The organism is Bradyrhizobium sp. BR 1433, from assembly GCF_051547665.1.
Classification (GTDB): Bacteria; Pseudomonadota; Alphaproteobacteria; order Rhizobiales; family Xanthobacteraceae; genus Bradyrhizobium; species Bradyrhizobium australafricanum.
The window spans coordinates 183,082-199,942 of record NZ_JBPUGG010000001.1; the positions used below are offsets into that span (position 1 = coordinate 183,082).

The 16,861-nt window shown below is 63.9% G+C and carries 9 protein-coding genes and 4 pseudogenes; 6 read left to right on the plus strand and 7 right to left on the minus strand.

Translation table 11 applies throughout. The features are described 5' to 3' along the window. The first annotated feature begins 292 nt into the window (after positions 1-292). Positions 293-714 (plus strand): annotated as a pseudogene (gene ndk, locus ACSKB9_RS00915) (nucleoside-diphosphate kinase). A gap of 113 nt (positions 715-827) precedes the next feature. Beyond that, positions 828-1,667: a TerC family protein gene (locus tag ACSKB9_RS00920; protein WP_438071162.1), complete on the plus strand. Its 840-nt coding sequence runs from the start codon at positions 828-830 to the stop codon at positions 1,665-1,667. Between the two features lie 40 nt (positions 1,668-1,707). On the opposite strand, the gene ppx is transcribed toward ACSKB9_RS00920, so the two are convergent. The 4 genes and pseudogenes from ppx to ACSKB9_RS00940 form a co-directional block, all read right to left on the minus strand. Continuing rightward, a complete protein-coding gene (gene ppx, locus ACSKB9_RS00925; RefSeq protein ID WP_438071164.1) occupies positions 1,708-3,210 on the minus strand; it encodes an exopolyphosphatase in 1,503 nt (500 codons plus the stop codon). Between the two features lie 12 nt (positions 3,211-3,222). Continuing rightward, positions 3,223-5,428, minus strand: a pseudogene (locus ACSKB9_RS00930) (RNA degradosome polyphosphate kinase). A 132-nt stretch (positions 5,429-5,560) separates the two neighbouring features. Next, positions 5,561-6,239, minus strand: a pseudogene (locus tag ACSKB9_RS00935) (chromosomal replication initiator DnaA). Positions 6,240-6,327: 88 nt separating this feature from the next. After that, complete coding sequence (locus ACSKB9_RS00940; RefSeq protein WP_028332358.1) at positions 6,328-6,870, minus strand: CDP-alcohol phosphatidyltransferase family protein; 543 nt, start codon at positions 6,868-6,870, stop codon at positions 6,328-6,330. A 156-nt stretch (positions 6,871-7,026) separates the two neighbouring features. Here ACSKB9_RS00940 and purM point away from each other — a divergent pair, with 156 nt between their 5' ends. Together purM and purN are read left to right on the plus strand one after the other, a co-directional pair. Beyond that, on the plus strand, positions 7,027-8,100 hold the full coding sequence (gene purM, locus ACSKB9_RS00945; RefSeq protein ID WP_438071166.1) for a phosphoribosylformylglycinamidine cyclo-ligase: 1,074 nt from the start codon (positions 7,027-7,029) through the stop codon (positions 8,098-8,100). Further along, entirely contained in the window at positions 8,097-8,747 is a 651-nt protein-coding gene (purN, locus tag ACSKB9_RS00950; protein ID WP_438071167.1) for a phosphoribosylglycinamide formyltransferase, read from the plus strand. Before purM ends, purN begins: the two co-directional genes overlap by 4 nt. 76 nt (positions 8,748-8,823) lie before the next feature. Here purN and ACSKB9_RS00955 read toward each other — a convergent pair whose 3' ends face one another. Both ACSKB9_RS00955 and rnd read right to left on the minus strand, forming a co-directional pair. Then, on the minus strand, positions 8,824-9,027 hold the full coding sequence (locus tag ACSKB9_RS00955; RefSeq protein ID WP_438071169.1) for a cold-shock protein: 204 nt from the start codon (positions 9,025-9,027) through the stop codon (positions 8,824-8,826). A gap of 356 nt (positions 9,028-9,383) precedes the next feature. After that, a complete protein-coding gene (rnd, locus tag ACSKB9_RS00960; protein WP_057019895.1) occupies positions 9,384-10,532 on the minus strand; it encodes a ribonuclease D in 1,149 nt (382 codons plus the stop codon). 735 nt (positions 10,533-11,267) lie between these two features. Between rnd and ACSKB9_RS00965 the strand changes: the two genes are divergently transcribed. Then, positions 11,268-11,990 carry a hypothetical protein gene (locus ACSKB9_RS00965; RefSeq protein WP_438071170.1) on the plus strand — a complete coding sequence of 241 codons (723 nt, stop codon included), beginning with the start codon at positions 11,268-11,270 and terminating at the stop codon, positions 11,988-11,990. A gap of 384 nt (positions 11,991-12,374) precedes the next feature. Beyond that, a pseudogene (locus ACSKB9_RS00970) lies at positions 12,375-15,843 on the plus strand (AAA family ATPase). Here the strand turns inward: ACSKB9_RS00970 and ACSKB9_RS00975 are convergent. After that, positions 15,767-16,810: an acyltransferase family protein gene (locus tag ACSKB9_RS00975; protein ID WP_438071172.1), complete on the minus strand. Its 1,044-nt coding sequence runs from the start codon at positions 16,808-16,810 to the stop codon at positions 15,767-15,769. The pseudogene ACSKB9_RS00970 and the gene ACSKB9_RS00975 overlap by 77 nt on opposite strands. Between the last annotated feature and the right edge of the window lie 51 nt (positions 16,811-16,861).

Consider the following 16,861-nt stretch of genomic DNA (forward strand, 5'->3'; position numbering starts at 1 on the left):
GACGTCCTGTGAGGCTTGCGGATGGGGGGCCAGCAAGGCGTCCGATCGCTGCAGAGCCTATGTGACTTGAGCTGAACGGCAGCGGCACGGCGCTGACAGAATGGGTTCACCTAGGTGAAATCGCGGTAGCTGGCCGAGCCGGCCGCTGTCCGGAGGGCGCCCTAACGACGGTTTTCGTCGTGAAAATGCGCTCAAAACTAAAGGCTAACGCGTCACAGGGTCGCTTGCCGTTACCCCATCGCGCCGATATAAGCCCCGGCAACTCCCAGCCACCGTTTACAAGGACGAAATCATGGCGATTGAACGCACCTTTTCGATCATCAAACCCGACGCCACCGAGCGCAACCTGACCGGCGCGGTCAATGCGGTGATCGAGAAGGCGGGCCTGCGGATCGTGGCGCAGAAGCGCATCCAGATGACCCGCGGCCAGGCCAGACCTTCTACGCTGTCCACAAGGCGCGTCCGTTCTTCGGCGAACTGGTCGAGTTCATGACCTCGGGCCCGGTCGTGGTCCAGGTGCTGGAAGGCGAGGGCGCCATCCTGAAATATCGCGACGTGATGGGCGCGACCGATCCGTCGAAGGCCGCCGAAGGCACCATCCGCAAACTCTATGCAAAGTCGATCGGCGAGAATTCGGTGCACGGTTCGGATGCTCCGGAGACCGCGGTGATCGAAATCGCGCAGTTCTTCTCGGGTAACGAGATCGTCGGCTAACGCCGCATCACTGGACGTGGCACGGTCTCCAGCGGAGACCGTGTTGAAACAAACCGGGGAGCGGCGGACGACCGCCGCCAAGGGGCGGCCGCAAGGCCGAATAGGAACTCGCTGTGGATTGGCTGTGGCAGATCTTTGATCCGGCGTACATCGGCGCGTTCTTCACCGAATTCAAGAACGAGATGGCGACGCCGACCTTCTGGGTCGCCGTCGGCAAGATCATCTGGATCAACGTCCTGCTGTCGGGCGACAACGCGCTCGTGATCGCGCTCGCCTGCCGCGGGCTCGCGCCGCGCCAGCGCCTGTGGGGCATGATTCTCGGCGCCGCCGCGGCAGTGCTGCTGCGCGTCATCTTCACCGGCATCGTCGCCAGCCTGATGGAGCTTCCCTATTTGAAGCTGGTCGGCGGACTGGCGCTGATCGTGATTGCCGCCAAGCTGCTGGTGCCGGAGCAGGAGGACGAGGACAGCGTGCACGCGGCCGCGCATCTGTGGGCCGCGGTTCAGATCGTCGTCGTCGCCGATATCGTGATGAGCCTCGACAATGTGATCGCGGTGGCCGCCGCCGCCAACGGCAGCGTGCCACTGCTGGTGCTCGGACTTGCGATCAGCGTTCCCCTGATCGTTGCCGGCGCGGCGCTGATCATGGCGTTGCTCACCAAGCTGCCGGTCCTGGTCTGGGCCGGTGCCGCTCTGCTCGGCTGGATCGCGGGCGACGTCATCGCGACCGATCCCGCCGTGCATCCGAAGCTGGACGCGCTGTTCGCCGGACCGCTCGGTGCCAAGCTCGATTCCTGGCTGACGTCGGTCGGGATGTCGCCGCAATTCGCGCACGGCGGCAATGGCGGCGAGATCGCGCTCGCGGTGCTCGGCATCATCGTGGTGCTGGTCGTGGGGTCGATCTGGCGCCGCCACGCACTCCGCAAGGCCAAGCACGCCGCCAAGGCGGCGTGAGCCCTAACCAAGGCGGAGCCCTGACAAGTCGGCGTGAGCCCTAACGCCGCACGATCGAGCCGGCGCGCCCGACCAGCCGCGCCAATTGCTTGAAGCGGCTGCCGACGCGGTCGGCGACCAGATCCACCATCCGGTGCTCGAACACCAGCATCAGCTTGCGGCCCTGGGTGCGGAAATGGGTTGCCGGCAGCACGCCGGTGCGCGCCGCCGTGATCAGATGCGCCACGCGGAATGCGGCGCCGAGCACGCGGGCGCGCTCGTCCATCGCCGGCGTCACCAGCGCGCGGATCTGCGGCGGCGGCTCGTTTTCCTCGCTGAGCCCGGCGTAGCGATAGAACACCGAGAGCGCAACGAAGGCGCGGCCCTGATGCGTGATGGAGCCGAAATTGCCGTTCATGATCAGGCTGAGGGTTTCCTCACCGCGATGATCGGGATGCACCCGCCAGCCGATGTCGGAGAGCAGGCACGCGACGTGCCGCAGCCTTCGGTCTTCCTCGGTCTCGCGCAGCCTGACGACGCGCACCAGCCGGTCGGTCCACGCCGTCAGCTCCTGGGCGTGGCGGGCCGAGCGCGACAGCAATTCGTTGAGATTTTGCGCGGCGCAGAGCAGTCCGTCCTTGGCGCGTTCGGCCTGCGGCAGCATCTCGTAGAGCAAGCCCTCGCGCACGCCGAAGGTCGAGAACACGATGGTCTTCGGCTGGGCCACGCGGATGATGTATTCGAGCACGAGTGCGGCATAGGCCAATAGCGGCCGCCGCGCATCGGCGACCGACTCGATATTGGCCAGCATGTTGGTGGCCGCCAGCCGTCGCAGCCGCTGCGCGAAGTCGAGTGCGTCGGCCGCCGGGATCGAATAGCCGTGCATCACCTTGAGCGGGTAGCCGCTCTGGATGATATGAATGCGCGCCAGCGCACGCCAGGTGCCGCCGACCGCATAGAAGGTACGGCCGCGCCCGGTCTTGAGCTGGGCGACGCCGAGCAGCTCGTTCTTGACGATGCGTTCGGCGCGCTTGAGCGATTTGTTGGAGAGGTCCTGCAGCGCGAGGCTGCCGAGCGGCAGCGTCACGCCGCTGCGCACGCGGCTGCCCTTGACATCGATCAGTTCGAGCGAGCCGCCTCCGAGATCACCGACGATGCCGTTCGGATTGTGCACCCCCGAGACGACGCCGAGCGCGGACAGCTTCGCTTCACGTGGTCCGGTGAGGATCTCGATCTTGGCGCCGCAGATGCGTTCGGCCTTGGCGATGAAGTCCGGACCGTTCTTGGCGTCGCGGCAGGCCGCGGTCGCGATCGCGTAGACTCGGCCGACCTGCTGGATCCTGCACAGCGCGCGAAAACGGCGCAGCGCGGTGAGGGCCTTATCGACGGCATCGGTTGCGAGCAGGCCGGTGCTCTGCACCTCGCGCCCGAGCCCGCACAGCGCCTTCTCGTTGAAGATTGTGATGAGGCTGCGCGCCATCGCCTCGTAGACCACGAGACGAACCGAGTTCGAGCCGATATCGATGACAGCGACGCTGGAAGCGCGCTTCCGCGGCCGCTTCACCGTAAGGCCCCCTTAAGACGATGGCTGCTGACGCTCGTTGCGACGCGTGAGACGGCGCGGTGAAGATTCCTTGAGAGACTTACCACGGCCGGACAGACTCGGATTTGTCATGAAGTAGTCATGCAGATTGAAGGGCTCTTCGCCTTTCGCGGCCTTCATACGCGTTGACGACCCATCCGGCAACAATTGCCAGCTTTGCTCGGTGTCCTTCAGATTGGCGACCATGATCTGTTCGAGAACCTGCTGATGCACCGTGGGATTTTGCAGCGGACAGAGAACCTCGACGCGACGGTCGAGGTTCCGCGGCATCATGTCGGCGGACGAGATATACACAGCAGCTTTTGTGCTCGGCAGGCCCTGACCCATGCCGAAGCAATAGATTCGGCCGTGTTCCAGGAACCGGCCGATCACCGATTTGACGCGGATGTTCTCCGACAGTCCCGGCAGCCCCGGCCGCAGGCAGCGAGATTCCGCGCACCACGAGCTCGACCGAGACGCCGGCCTGCGAGGCCTCGTACAGCGCGTCGATGATATCGGGATCGACGAGCGCGTTCATCTTCATCCAGACCGCGCCGGGCCGGCCGTGCTTGACGTGGGCGATCTCGCCGTGGATGTGCTCGATGATCCGCTTGCGCAGCGTCAGCGGCGACACCGCCATCTTCTCGATGTCGCTCGGCTCGGCATAGCCCGTGATGTAGTTGAAGACCCGCGCGACGTCGCGGCCGATGATCGGATCCGAGGTGAAGTAGGAGAGGTCGGTGTAGATGCGCGCGGTGACCGGGTGATAGTTGCCGGTGCCGGTGTGCACATAGGTGGTGAGATTGCCGCCCTCGCGGCGCACCACCATCGACAGCTTGGCATGCGTCTTCAATTCGATGAAGCCGTAGACCACCTGCACGCCGGCGCGTTCGAGGTCGCGGGCCCAGCGGATATTGGCTTCCTCGTCGAAGCGCGCCTTCAGCTCGATCAACGCGGTCACCGACTTGCCGGCTTCGGCGGCTTCCGCCAGCGCGCGCACGATCGGCGAATTGTTCGAGGTGCGATACAGCGTCTGCTTGATCGCGACCACGTCGGGATCGCGTGCCGCCTGCTGCAGGAACTGCACCACGACGTCGAAGGATTCGTAGGGGTGATGGACCACGAGGTCCTTCTGGCGGATGGCGGCGAAGATATCGCCGCCATGATCGCGCACCCGCTCGGGGTGGCGCGGCACATAGGGCGGGAATTCGAGGTCGGGGCGATTGAGGCGGGTGAGCTGCGACAGCTCGTTCATCGCCAGCACGCCGTCGACCAGGATCACTTCGTCGTCTGCGGCCGACAAGGCGTGCTGCACGAAGATGCGCAGCTCTTCGGGCATCGAGGCTTCGATCTCGAGCCGGATCACCGACCCGCGGCGGCGCCGCTTGAGCGCGGTCTCGAACAGGCGAACGAGGTCTTCGGCCTCTTCCTCGATTTCGAGTTCGGAGTCCCTGATGATGCGGAATGCGCCCTGGCCCTTGACGGTGTAGCCGGGGAACAGGCGGCCGATGAACAGGCCGGTAGCCTGCTCCAGCGTGATCAGGCGCGCCGGCGCGCCTTCCTTGGTGGAGGGGATGCGGATGAAGCGGTCGATCTTGCCGGGCATGCGGATCAGCGCGTTCATCGCCTTGCCGTCGGAGATCCGCGACAATTGCAGCGCCACCGTGAAGCCGAGATTTGGGATGAACGGGAAGGGATGCGCCGGGTCGATCGCCAGCGGCGTCAGCAACGGGAAGATGCTGTGGAGGAAGTGATCCTCGATCCAGCTGCGCTCGGACTTGGTGACGTCGCGGCCGTCGACCAGCTGGATGCCGACCTTGGCCAGGATATCCCGCAGGTCGCTCCAGATCGCCTGCTGGTCGGAGGCGAGCTGCGAGACGGTCTTGTTGATCATCACGAGCTGATCGGCCGGCAGCAGGCCGTCCGGGCTGCGCTCGGTAATGCCCTCGCGGACCTGCGCCTTGATGCCGGCGACACGGACCATGAAGAACTCGTCGAGGTTATTCGCCGAAATCGACAGGAAGCGGACCCGCTCCAGCACGGGATGGCCGAGATTGACCGATTCCTCGAGCACCCGCCGGTTGAAGTGCAGCCAGGAGAGCTCCCGGTTGATGAAGCGTTCGGGGCTGGTCGCGATCGCGGGAATGGCGGGAAATTCCGCCTCTTTTTCTTTGATTTCAGTAGCTTGTGCCGAGTCCATAAAGTGCTGGTCCAATTCAGGGCAGGGGCCGGGGCGGTGTAGCCGAGAGCCGCAGAGACCATGTGATATTGCGATGACGTTTCGATGACATTGATGTTCCGCTCGCCTGCGCCGTCAAGCCGCGGGGATGGATCAGGCATCGCGCAACAGCTCCGCCGCCAGCGCCCGTGTGACCGGACGACCGAGCCGGAGTGCCTCGGTATCCAGGAGCTCAACCGCCTGCCGGACGGCAACGTAGGAACGCTCGATCCGGTTGCTCAGATAGCTGACGAGCGGTTCGTCCACGCTCGATCTGGCGGTCGGCGCAGAACTTGACGATCAGGCCGCGGAACAGCTGGTCGTCCGGCGGCAGCAGCGTCACGGTCGGCACCGCGCGGAGCCGCGACCGCAGGTCGCGCAATTCGATCTCGAACGCCGACGGCGGAACGCGCGCCGTGATCAGCACGTAGGCATCGTCCTGGCGCGCCAGATTCATCAGATGAAACATCGCGCGCTCGTCGAAATCCGACGGCCTCAGATCCTCGACCACCAGCGCACCGGTCGCAAGCGCGGTCGGCACCGCGTCGGCGGTCAGCGCATGCGCCGCGGTCGAGCGCGCGCCGGCGCTCTCGGCCCAGATCGCGGCGAGGTGGCTTTTGCCGGAGCCGCCAGGCCCGACCAGCAGCATGATTCGGTTCGGCCAGTCTGGCCAGCCGTCGATCAGCGCCAGCGCCGCCTCATTGGCTGGGCCCTCGAGGAAATCGTCGCGGGTCAGCTTCTCCTCGTGCGGCAGGGCCAAGGCCAATTGACGAGGTTGAACGCTACTGGCCACGCAAGTCTCCAAACCACTTCATTTTAGCCATGCGCAAACGCGTCGCGTTTGTCGCGGGAAAACCGGCTTCCACTTTTCCGGATCCCGCCTACCGAGCTTCGATCGTGCTCATGTGCCGCACCCACTCCACGAGATAGAGGGACACCGAACCCAAAGTAAAGATCGTGACCAGGCCCATCAGGATCAGGTCGTAAGGATGTGGCTGAAAGCCGAAGCCGAGCGAGGCCAGCACCAGCGCTGCGAACGCGACCTGCGCCACCGTGTTCAGCTTCGACACCATCAGCGGCTTCATCTCGACCGGCTTGTCGAACAACCATGACACAATCACGGCGGAGACGATCATGATGTCGCGTGACACCACGAGAATCACGATCCAGCGCGGCACCGCGCCCCAGATTCCGAGCGCGACATAGATCGACACCAGGAGCGCCTTGTCGGCGAGCGGATCGAGCAGGGCGCCGAGCTCGCTCGTCATGTTGAAGCGCTTGGCGAGGAAACCGTCGACCGCGTCCGAGACGCCGGCGATCACGAAGATCGCGAACGCAATCTCCATCTGGCTGGACACGATGGCCCAGACGATCACCGGCACCAGGATGATGCGGCCGAGGGTGATGATGTTCGGAATGCTCAACTTGGATCGCTTCCCGGCTAGAAGCCTGATTTTACTCGATATCCGGCTCTTTTGCGCAGCCGCCTTGTGTTATCTACATAGTATCGCGGCGGCAGCGCCGCGAGCCATTGCGCGGGCGGAATTCTGTAACCAGCCCCTGATCATCTGGAATTGGGCATGACCGAGCGCAAAAACGGGCTCACTTACGCGGATTTGGGTGTCGATATCGACGCCGGCAATCGACTGGTCGATCTGATCAAGCCGATGGTGCGGGCCACCGCGCGGCCTGGCGCGGACGCCGAGATCGGCGGTTTCGGCGGGCTGTTCGACCTCAAGGCCGCCGGCTTCAAGGATCCGGTCCTGGTGGCCGCGACCGATGGCGTCGGCACCAAGCTGAAGATCGCGATCGAGACCGGCATTCATGGCGGTATCGGCATCGATCTGGTCGCGATGTCGGTCAACGACCTCGTCGTGCAGGGCGCGGAACCGCTGTTCTTCCTCGACTATTTCGCCTGCGGCAAGCTGCACCCGGAGGCCACCGCGCAGATCGTCGCTGGTATCGCCGAGGGCTGCCGCGAATCCGGCTGCGCGCTGATCGGCGGCGAAACCGCCGAGATGCCCGGCCTCTACAAGGATGGCGATTACGACCTCGGCGGCTTTGCGGTCGGCGCGGCCGAGCGCGGCACGCTGCTGCCGACCGCGGATATCGCGGCGGGCGATGCCGTGATCGGGCTGGCTTCCTCCGGCGTGCACTCCAACGGCTATTCGCTGGTGCGCAAGATCGTCGAGCAGTCCGGCGTTGCCTATGACGCGCCGGCGCCGTTCGCGCCGGTCATGACGCTTGGCGCCGCGCTGCTGACGCCGACCCGGCTCTATGTGAAATCCTGCCTGCGCGCGATCCGCGACACCGGCGCGGTGAAGGGCCTCGCCCACATCACCGGCGGCGGCTTCACCGACAACATTCCGCGCGTGCTGCCGAAGCATCTCGGCGTCGGCATCGATCTGGCGCGGCTGCCGGTGCTGCCGGTGTTCAAATGGCTGGCCGAGCAGGGCGGCATCGCCGAGCTCGAGCTGCTGCGCACCTTCAACTGCGGCATCGGCATGATCGCGATCGTCAAGGCTGATGCGGTCGACGCCGTGACCGAGGCGTTCACCGCCGGCGGCGAGACCGTGACGTTGCTCGGCGAGGTGATCGAGGCCAAAGGCGAGCATCGCGTGATCTATAACGGTCATCTCGATCTCTCGCGATGAAGCGCCGCGTCGCCATCCTGATCTCCGGCCGCGGCTCCAACATGGCCGCGCTGATCGAGGCTGCGAAGGCTGCGGATTTCCCAGCCGAGATCGTGGCCGTGATCTCGAACCGCGTCGATGCCGCCGGGCTCGAGAAGGCGGCCGCCAGCGGCATTGCGACCATCGTCATCGAGAGCAAGCCGTTCGGCAAGGACCGCGCCGGCTTCGAGGCCGTGCTGCAGCGCGCGCTCGATGACAGGCAGGTCGAGTTGATCTGCCTCGGCGGCTTCATGCGGCTGTTCACCGCCGAGTTCGCGCGGCACTGGTACGGGCGGATGCTCAACATCCATCCCTCGCTGCTGCCTTGCTTTCCGGGTCTCGATCCGCACGGCCAGGCGTTGCGTGCAGGGGTCAAGCTGTCCGGAGCGACGGTGCATTTCGTGATCCCGGAGACCGACGCCGGACCGATCGTGATGCAGGGCGCGGTCACGGTCGCTGACGACGACACCGCCGAGACGCTCGCCGCGCGCGTGATCACCATCGAGCATCGCATCTATCCGGAGGCGCTGCGGCTGCTGGCAAGCGGCCGGCTCAAGCTCGAAGGCGATCTCTGCAAGACCCTGGGCAGCGGCGCAACCGACCATACCCTGATCGCGCCGGCGCCTTAGCGCGCGGTTGCAGGAGACATCCCCGGGGTGATGCGGCCGGGGGAGGCATCAGGATGAATTCCGCTGGCAGCGGCGTTCAGTGAACCTTGAGGTTCTCTGCCGACGCCTTGCCGCGGTTCTCCACCAGCTCGTACTCGACGGACTGGTTCTCGTTCAATGTGCTGAGGCCCGCGCGCTCGACCGCCGAGATGTGGACGAACACGTCCTTGTCGCCGATGGCTGGCTTGATGAACCCGTAACCTTTGGTCGGGTTGAACCATTTGACGGTACCCTTCGGCATCGTCTCTCTCCCAGTTTAGACATAAAAAAGACGCGGCCACGTTTTCCACGTGCCACGCCACAAGCGGACTTTGCGCTGTCTGTTCACTTCCCGGGTCGTCAGATCCAAAGTCTTCAAGTCCGAAGTTTCGCCTCTCGAGGCCCTGTACATCGAAGCCTTGGATATCAACGTCGCGAAACGCACAGTCGAACGGCCGCAAATCCGATTGTGAACGGATTGCAACACGAAAATTGCGCCTTAGCAAGCGCGGTGGTTTTGCGTGACGCAACCTCAGCCTGTGCCGGTCGAACTCCGGGGCAACGCGTTCGGCCACTGGCCGACTGCCGGTGGAACCTGGCGCGCATCAGGCGGACGCGCTAACCCCGGTCCACCCGCACCACGCGGCCCTTGTCGATCGCCAGCGCGAGCTGGCCGTGCTTGAGCTTGAGCGCGGCCTCGCCGAACAGTTCGCGGCGCCAGCCGTGCAGGGCGCCGACCTCGGCCTGATCGCTGGCCGCGATCTGCTCGAGGTCGTCGACGGTGGCGATCACCTTGCTGGCGACGCCGTGGCGCTCCGAGGTCATGCGCAGCAGCACCTTCAACAGCTCGACGGTCGCCGCGCCGTTGGAATTGTTTCTCGGCTTCTCCAGCTTGGGCAGCATGGCCTGGTCGCGGGCGAGCCCGCGCTGCACGGCGGCAATGATGTCAGCGCCCCATTTCGAGCGCTCAAAGCCCTTCGGCAGCGAGCGCAGATTGCCGAGCTTCTCCAGCGAAGTCGGCGCATGGGTGGCGATGTCGCCGACCGCATCGTCCTTGAGCACGCGCGAGCGCGGCACGTCGCGGCTCTGCGCCTCCTGCTCGCGCCAGGCCGCGACCTCGATCAGCACCGCGAGCTCGCGCGGCTTACGCACGCGGGTCTTGAGCCGCTCCCAGGCGCGCTCGGGATGGAAGTCGTAGGTCTTCGGCGAGGTCAGGACCTCCATCTCCTCGCTGACCCAGTCACTACGGTCGCGCTTCTTCAGATCGGCATCGAGGGCTGCGAACACTTCGCGCAGATGCGTCACGTCGGAGACGGCGTAGTGGAGCTGCTCGTCGGTCAGCGGCCGGCGCGACCAGTCGGTGAAGCGATGGGTCTTGTCGGGGCGGTGGCCGGTGACGCGGTCGACGAGCTGGTCGTAGGCGATGCTGTCGCCATAGCCGAGCACCATGGCGGCGACCTGGGTGTCGAAGATCGGATGCGGGATCGTGCCGGACAGGTGCCAGACGATTTCGATGTCCTGCCGCGCGGCGTGGAATACCTTGAGCACGGCCTCGTTCGACATCAGGTCGAAGAACGGCTTGAGGTCGATGCCGGGTGCCAGCGCGTCGACCACGACGGCTTCGTCCGCGCTCGCCATCTGCACGACGCAGAGCAGCGGATAGTAGGTCGTCTCCCGCAGGAACTCGGTGTCGACAGTGATGACCTTGTGTTTGGCGAGCCGGTCGCAGGCGGCGGCGAGGTCGGAGGTCGTGCTAATCAAATCCATGAAGTGTCCATAACGGCTTGACCACACGCGTTCTGCCGAAAGGGCAGCTATGTCAAGGGTCTTGCAGGGATTTTGGCCCTGCGCGGGGTGAGGGACGGGCCATTTTTGAATTGATTGGGCGTGATTCGAGGGTGTTTTCGGCCCGGTCGTGCCGGCAGTTCGTTCGGTCGTCCGCCACCTTCGGTGTCACCGCCCGGCTTGACCGGGCATGACGATCGGGGGCTGAGCGCCACAGGCGATAGCCCGCTGTCGCCGGGGCGCACGACCAAAATATCGAAAACAACCCCATGCAAAGGAGCCGACAGCTAGCGGTGTTCGACACGGCAACTTGACACGTCGGGCAAATCAGCGATATTTTTCCATTATTCCGAAGTCATGCGCCGCCACGCTTGGGGCTGTGACATTTGCGGACTTCTGCAACCGACCCTCATGGTGACGAGGCGCACCGCGCCGTCATTGCGTCCCCACTTGCGGCTTTGATCGCCCGGCTCGACCGGTCGAATCCCAGAGACAGTTGTGCTCGAACCGAGAGACCGCGGCGTACTGGATCGCCCGCTTTCGCGGACGATGACAGTCGTAGTGGGGGCGCGCCGCTGCGGGAGCTTGCGCCGTCGGGATGGCGATTTGGGTCAACCGGAGTGCTGAGCTTTCTCGGGGCCGGCTTGCCTGGCCGATCATGGGTGCCGTATTCTGCCAAAGCAACCTGAAGTCGATGACCAACGAGGAGCCGCTATTGTGATCGCGACGCAGCCCGGGGCTGTCACCAGCGAGCTGTTTCAAATCGCCTCTGAAGTCCCGGAACAGCGCCGCGATGCAGTGCTCGAGAGCATCAACAGCATCATCGACACGAATTGGCTGACGGAGGAAAAGTTCTGGTCCCGCGAACACTCTCCGTTCAAGCCCGACCACGGCATTGTCCTGCTCCACCACGGCGGTGAATGCGTGGCTTACCTCATCATTCAGCGCCTCGCCGTTGCCAGCACGTCGGTGATCTATCTCTCGGGTACCGCCGTCAGAGACACGCATCGTGGTCGCGGCTCTTTCAAGCGGATGTTCGATGCCGCTATGACGGCGGAGTTCGGTCACCCGGCGGCGCCGGCTGACTTCTGCTTGTGCTGGCGGACGAGAAATCCCGTCATCTACGTGCTGGGTCGCGCGCAGTGCCGCAGCGTCGTGCCCGCTATCTCGGACGACACGCACGCGGATGATCTCGACGATCTCTGTCTCAAACTGGCTGCAACCCTGTACCCTCGTCAAACCGTCGAGAAGACGACGATGGTGATGCGGGGGGCCTATGGCCGGCTTCGCTATCGCGATGAGCCGACGACCCAAACCTCGCCGGATGTCGACCGATGGTTCGCGCAGACCATCCCCAACAGCGCTGACGCGGTGTTCTGTGCCGGATTGGCGAGCAATCGCTGGTCACGGCACCGGGCAGCGTTGCCAAGGACTGGATAGCCCCAGACGGGCAACTCGGTGGCAGGGGCTGCCTGTCATAGCGCGCAAAATCGAATGGCTCCGCGCGCAAATTCGTGAGTTACGCCGTCGTTCGCCGGGCGCCTTTGTCGCGCCGAGTACCGAACATGCCGGAGGTCGGATGATGGCGCCCGAGGGGGCGACTCTGGTTTCGCCTACAGCGCCATCGCAGTCGGCGAAGGGCCAAAATACCAGCGCGTGCGCTATCTCGAATATCGGAGTGACCGAGGGCAGAGTGCGTCTTCGATTGGCCTGCTCCCTCGTTTTTCGCACTTTGTGAACGCGTCCAGTCTGGGGTAAACAAGCCCCTTGGCATCGTCGAACGAGGCCCATTGTCGCCAATGGCCCGCAGTCGGACGGATCACAATGCCGGAGAAACAGCCAAGCGCCGATATGGAGGCTGCTCTCAAGCACTGGCTCGAAACCGTTGATCTCGGCCAGTATAGCGACCTCTTTGTCCTGCATCGCATCGGTTTGGACATCCTGCCCGATTTGACCGAGCAGGATCTGGTCGAACTTGGACTTCCGCTGGGAGACCGCAAGCGCTTGCAGCGCGCGGTTGCTTCCCTGACCCGTTCGGCAAAAGGCCCCGCCGGCGGTAGGAGCGTCGCGGAAGGCGCGGCGGTGAGCGCCGAGCGGCGCCAGCTGACCGTGATGTTCTGCGACATGGTCGGTTCGACCTCGCTGTCCGAGCAGTTCGATCCCGAAGACGTCCGCGACGTGATCGCGAGCTTCAGGGAAAAGTGCGTCAGCGTGGTCAAGCGGTACGAAGGCTTCGCGGCCCGCTACCTCGGGGACGGCATTCTGGTCTATTTTGGCTATCCGAATGCCCATGAGGATGACGCCGAGCGGTCGGTGCGTGCGGCGCTCGAAATTGTACGGAGCCTGTCGTCGGCGAGAGCGAGTGACGCCCGCGACGTTGCAAGTCATGGGCCCAGTGTGCGCATCGGGATTGCGACCGGGCTTGTTGTCGTCGGAGACCTGGTTGGACAGGACACCGAGGAGCACGATTCCGCAGTCGGCGAGACGCCAAATCTGGCTGCCCGTCTGCAGGCCTTGGCGCCTCCGGACGGCGTCGTCATTGCGTCTTCGACGCAATCCCTGCTGAGAGGAAAGTTCGACTACCAGGACTTCGGATTTCACGCGCTGAAGGGGATATCCGCGAAGGCCCAGGCCTGGCTCGTGGTTCGGCCCTGCCGCTCCGAGACGCGATTTGCCGCAGCCGTGGGCTCCAGATTGACGCCGCTGGTCAACCGCACCGAAGAGGTGGCGTTGCTGCTCACGCGTTGGCAGCAAGCGAAAGTCCATGAGGGGCAGGTCGTGCTGCTGACGGGCGAGCCGGGAATTGGAAAGTCCAGGATCGTTCAGGAATTGCGGGAGCGGATCGCAGGTGATCAGCACGGACAAGTTTCGTTCCAGTGCTCTCCCTATTACAGCAGCACCGCTTTTCACCCCTTCATCGAGCATCTCAAATTCGCGCTCGGCCTTGACGGCGAGAATGCGTCTGCGCTTTGGCTGACAAAGCTCGAAGCCGGTGTCGCCGCCTCGAACGGGGAGGCGGCGACAGTGGTGCCGATCCTTGCGGCGTTGCTTTCAATTCCCACCGGGGACCGCTACGCGGCCCTGGATCTCTCGCCGCAGCAGCTGAAGGATGCGACGATTGCCACGCTCGTCAACCATCTGCTCGCGCAAGCACGCAGGCAGACGCTCCTGATCGATTTTGAGGACGTACATTGGATCGATCCCACCTCGCGGGCCGTGCTCGATCTGCTGGTGGAGAACGTTCGCACCACGTCGATCCTCGTCGTGATCACCGGTCGTCCTGAGTTTCAGCCGGGCTGGAAGGATCACGCGCACACCATCAGTGCGAACCTCAAGCGTCTCGGCCGACAGGTCCGCACGATATTGGTCGAACGTGTGGCGGGAGAAAAGGAGCTGCCCAGGGAGGTGATTGAGGACATCATTGTCAAAACCGATGGCGTGCCGCTCTTCCTTGAAGAGCTGACCAAGGCCGTTCTCGAATCCGACGTCTTGACTGAGCAACATGGACGTTACGTCTTGTCCGGTCCGTGGCATCAGCTCGCTATTCCCGCGACATTGAACGATTCCCTGATGGCCCGCCTCGACCGGATGGGATCGTTCAAGAAAATCGCGCAGATCGGCGCCACCATCGGCCGCGAGTTCTCTTATGAGATCCTTCGCGAGGTTGCCGAGGCGCCGGCGGACCAGATCGAAGCCGCCCTGAACCATCTGGAGGCAGCCGGATTGATCGTCCGCTTCGGCTTCCTGCCGGAGGCGCTGTACTCGTTCAAGCACGTGATGATCCAGAATGCGGCGCATGAAAGCTTGCTGCACAGGGAAAGAAGGACGCTGCACGCCAAGATCGCACGCGTGCTGGCCGAAAAATATCCGGAAAAGATCGAGCGCGAACCGGAGCTTCTCGCCTACCACCTGACCGAGTCCGGCCAAAGCGAGCCGGCTGCGGGTTTCTGGCTCAAGGCCGGAAAGCAGGCCGCAATGAAGGGTGCGACTCTGGAAGCGATCGGTCATTTGCGTCGTGGGCTCGGGGTTCTGCAAGCCTCACCCGGCATGCAGGGCCGAAACGAGTCCGAGCTTGAGCTTCGCATCGCCCTGGGCACCGCCCTGATCGCGGCAAAGGGATACGCGGTCCAGGAAGTCGAGGAGAACTATGTTCGCGCGCTCGAACTCGGCCGGAATCTTGGGAATATGGCGAAGGTCTTTGCGGCGACGCGCGGACTTTGGGTGTGCCACTTCATCCGCGGCGATCTCGCACGGGCGCATGAGCTGAGCGCGGAGCTCCTGCAGTTCGCAAGGCGCGAGGCATCGAACCAAAGTTCGTCCGCGACGCAACAGACGGGATATCTGATCGAGGCGCATCGGGCGATCGCGATGACCATGCTGTACCGCGGGCGGTTTGTCGCCGCCGAACATCACCTTCATCGCTTCAGGAATTTGTACAGTCCTGATCTACACGGCGCCCTGACGGCAACGCATGGCATCCATCCTGGCATCGTCTCGCTCTCGTATCTCGGGTACGTGTCGTGGTTTCTGGGCCGTCCTGACGCGGCGCGCCGATATAGCCAGCAGGCTATTTCGGAAGCGGAAGACCTTCGCCACCCCTTCACGCTGTCGTTTGCGCTGACATTCGGCGCTTACGTTTGCCAGCATCTCCGCGATGTCGAAGGGACCCACGACTACACCAACAGGGCACTGGCTCTCTCGATCGGAACACGGCTTCCTGCATTGGAAGTATCAGACAACCATCCTGCGAGGATGGGCGATGACCGAGCTTGGGAATGTCGATGAGGGATTGAACCAGATGCGAGTGGCGATCGACGGTTACGAGGGCATGAGCGCCCGGCTCGCCAGTTGCTGGTTCAGGAGCCTGCTCGCGAAGGCCTATGCAAGTGCCGGCTTGCCGGATGCTGCCTTGCACGAACTCGACAGTGCATCGGCGATCGGGAGAAGAACGGGAGAGCATTTTTACGAAGCCGAGATCTATCGTCTGCAAGGTGAGATGACGCTCAATTGCTCGAGATCATCGTCCGTTGAATCCGCCGAGCGAATGTTCCTCGCCTCGATCGAGCTGGCGCGCAGGCAAAGCGCGCGGTCCTTTGAATTACGGTCAGCTGTCAGCCTGGCGCGCCTATGGCGACATTCCGGCAAACAGGCGCAAGCAGCCCAGCTGCTGCTACCCGTCGTCCGAACATTCACGGAAGGTCTGCTTGCGCCTGACGTCAAGGAAGCGCTCGAGCTGGCGAATGAGCTGGCAATGGAAATGCCCGGAGATCATGAATGGAGCGGGCGGGTCTGAGGATACCGAGGCGCCCGGCGCCATCCGCCCGACCGTCGTCACCACGCATCGCAGATGAATGATGGTGTTCGCTTCCGCCCACGGTGCGCGGCGGCGGCAACGTTGGGTGGATGCTGTTCCGGCGATGTGCGCCGGACTGATCAGCGGTTGGCGATGCTCCTGGCCTCGATTGGCGGGCAACGTCGTCCCGATCGATCCGGGCTTCGCCCGCACGAAGGCGCGAGGGCCATCCATGGCGTGAGGCCAGCAGTGTGAGCTTATCTCTTACGAGATAATGCACCGGGCCTTCGAGGAAGCGCCAGACGAACCATGCCAGCACCACCATGCCCGTCACGACCAGCGCGGTCGACAGCACGTCCGGCGTTGGTGTGATCAGGAGCAGGATGACGTAGCCGAGCTGCAGATGCAGCAGATAGAGCGGATAGGTGATGCCTCCCACGGCCCTGATGAGGCTTTCCGGCAGGGCTACGGACTTGATGCGGGTGGCGGCGAACACGATGCCGAGCGAGACGATGCAGGTTGCTGTGACGACGCGGGGATCGAAGCTGCCGCCGGTGTGGACGCCGAGCCGCTCCAGCTTGTGCACGGCCTGAAACGTCGCGGTGCCGATCGCCAGCGTCAGCAGGCTGTACAGCCTCATGTCGCGCCGTCCGCGGTAATGCTCATAGATCAGCAGGCCGACGGCGAAGAAGCCGCTGTCGTCGGCCATGAAGAGTTTCTCGAACAGCGGAACGTCGAGGGTCAGCTCGTTGGCGAAGGTGATGGCGATCCATACGATGATGAGCGTGTCGATCCGCCGCGGGAAGATGCCCCAGGCCAGGAACAGCGCGATCCAGACGTAGAACACGACCTCGATCACCAGCGACCAGTAGGCGTCGTCCATGTAGGGCTGACCGAGCATCGGGGCCGCGATGAACAGGTTCGCCAGCCATTGCCCCCACGTCACGTGGAAGTACGCGTGGCCCAACAGCAAGAGTCGCGAGGAAGGTCAACGTCATGCAGATGACGAAGGTCGGAT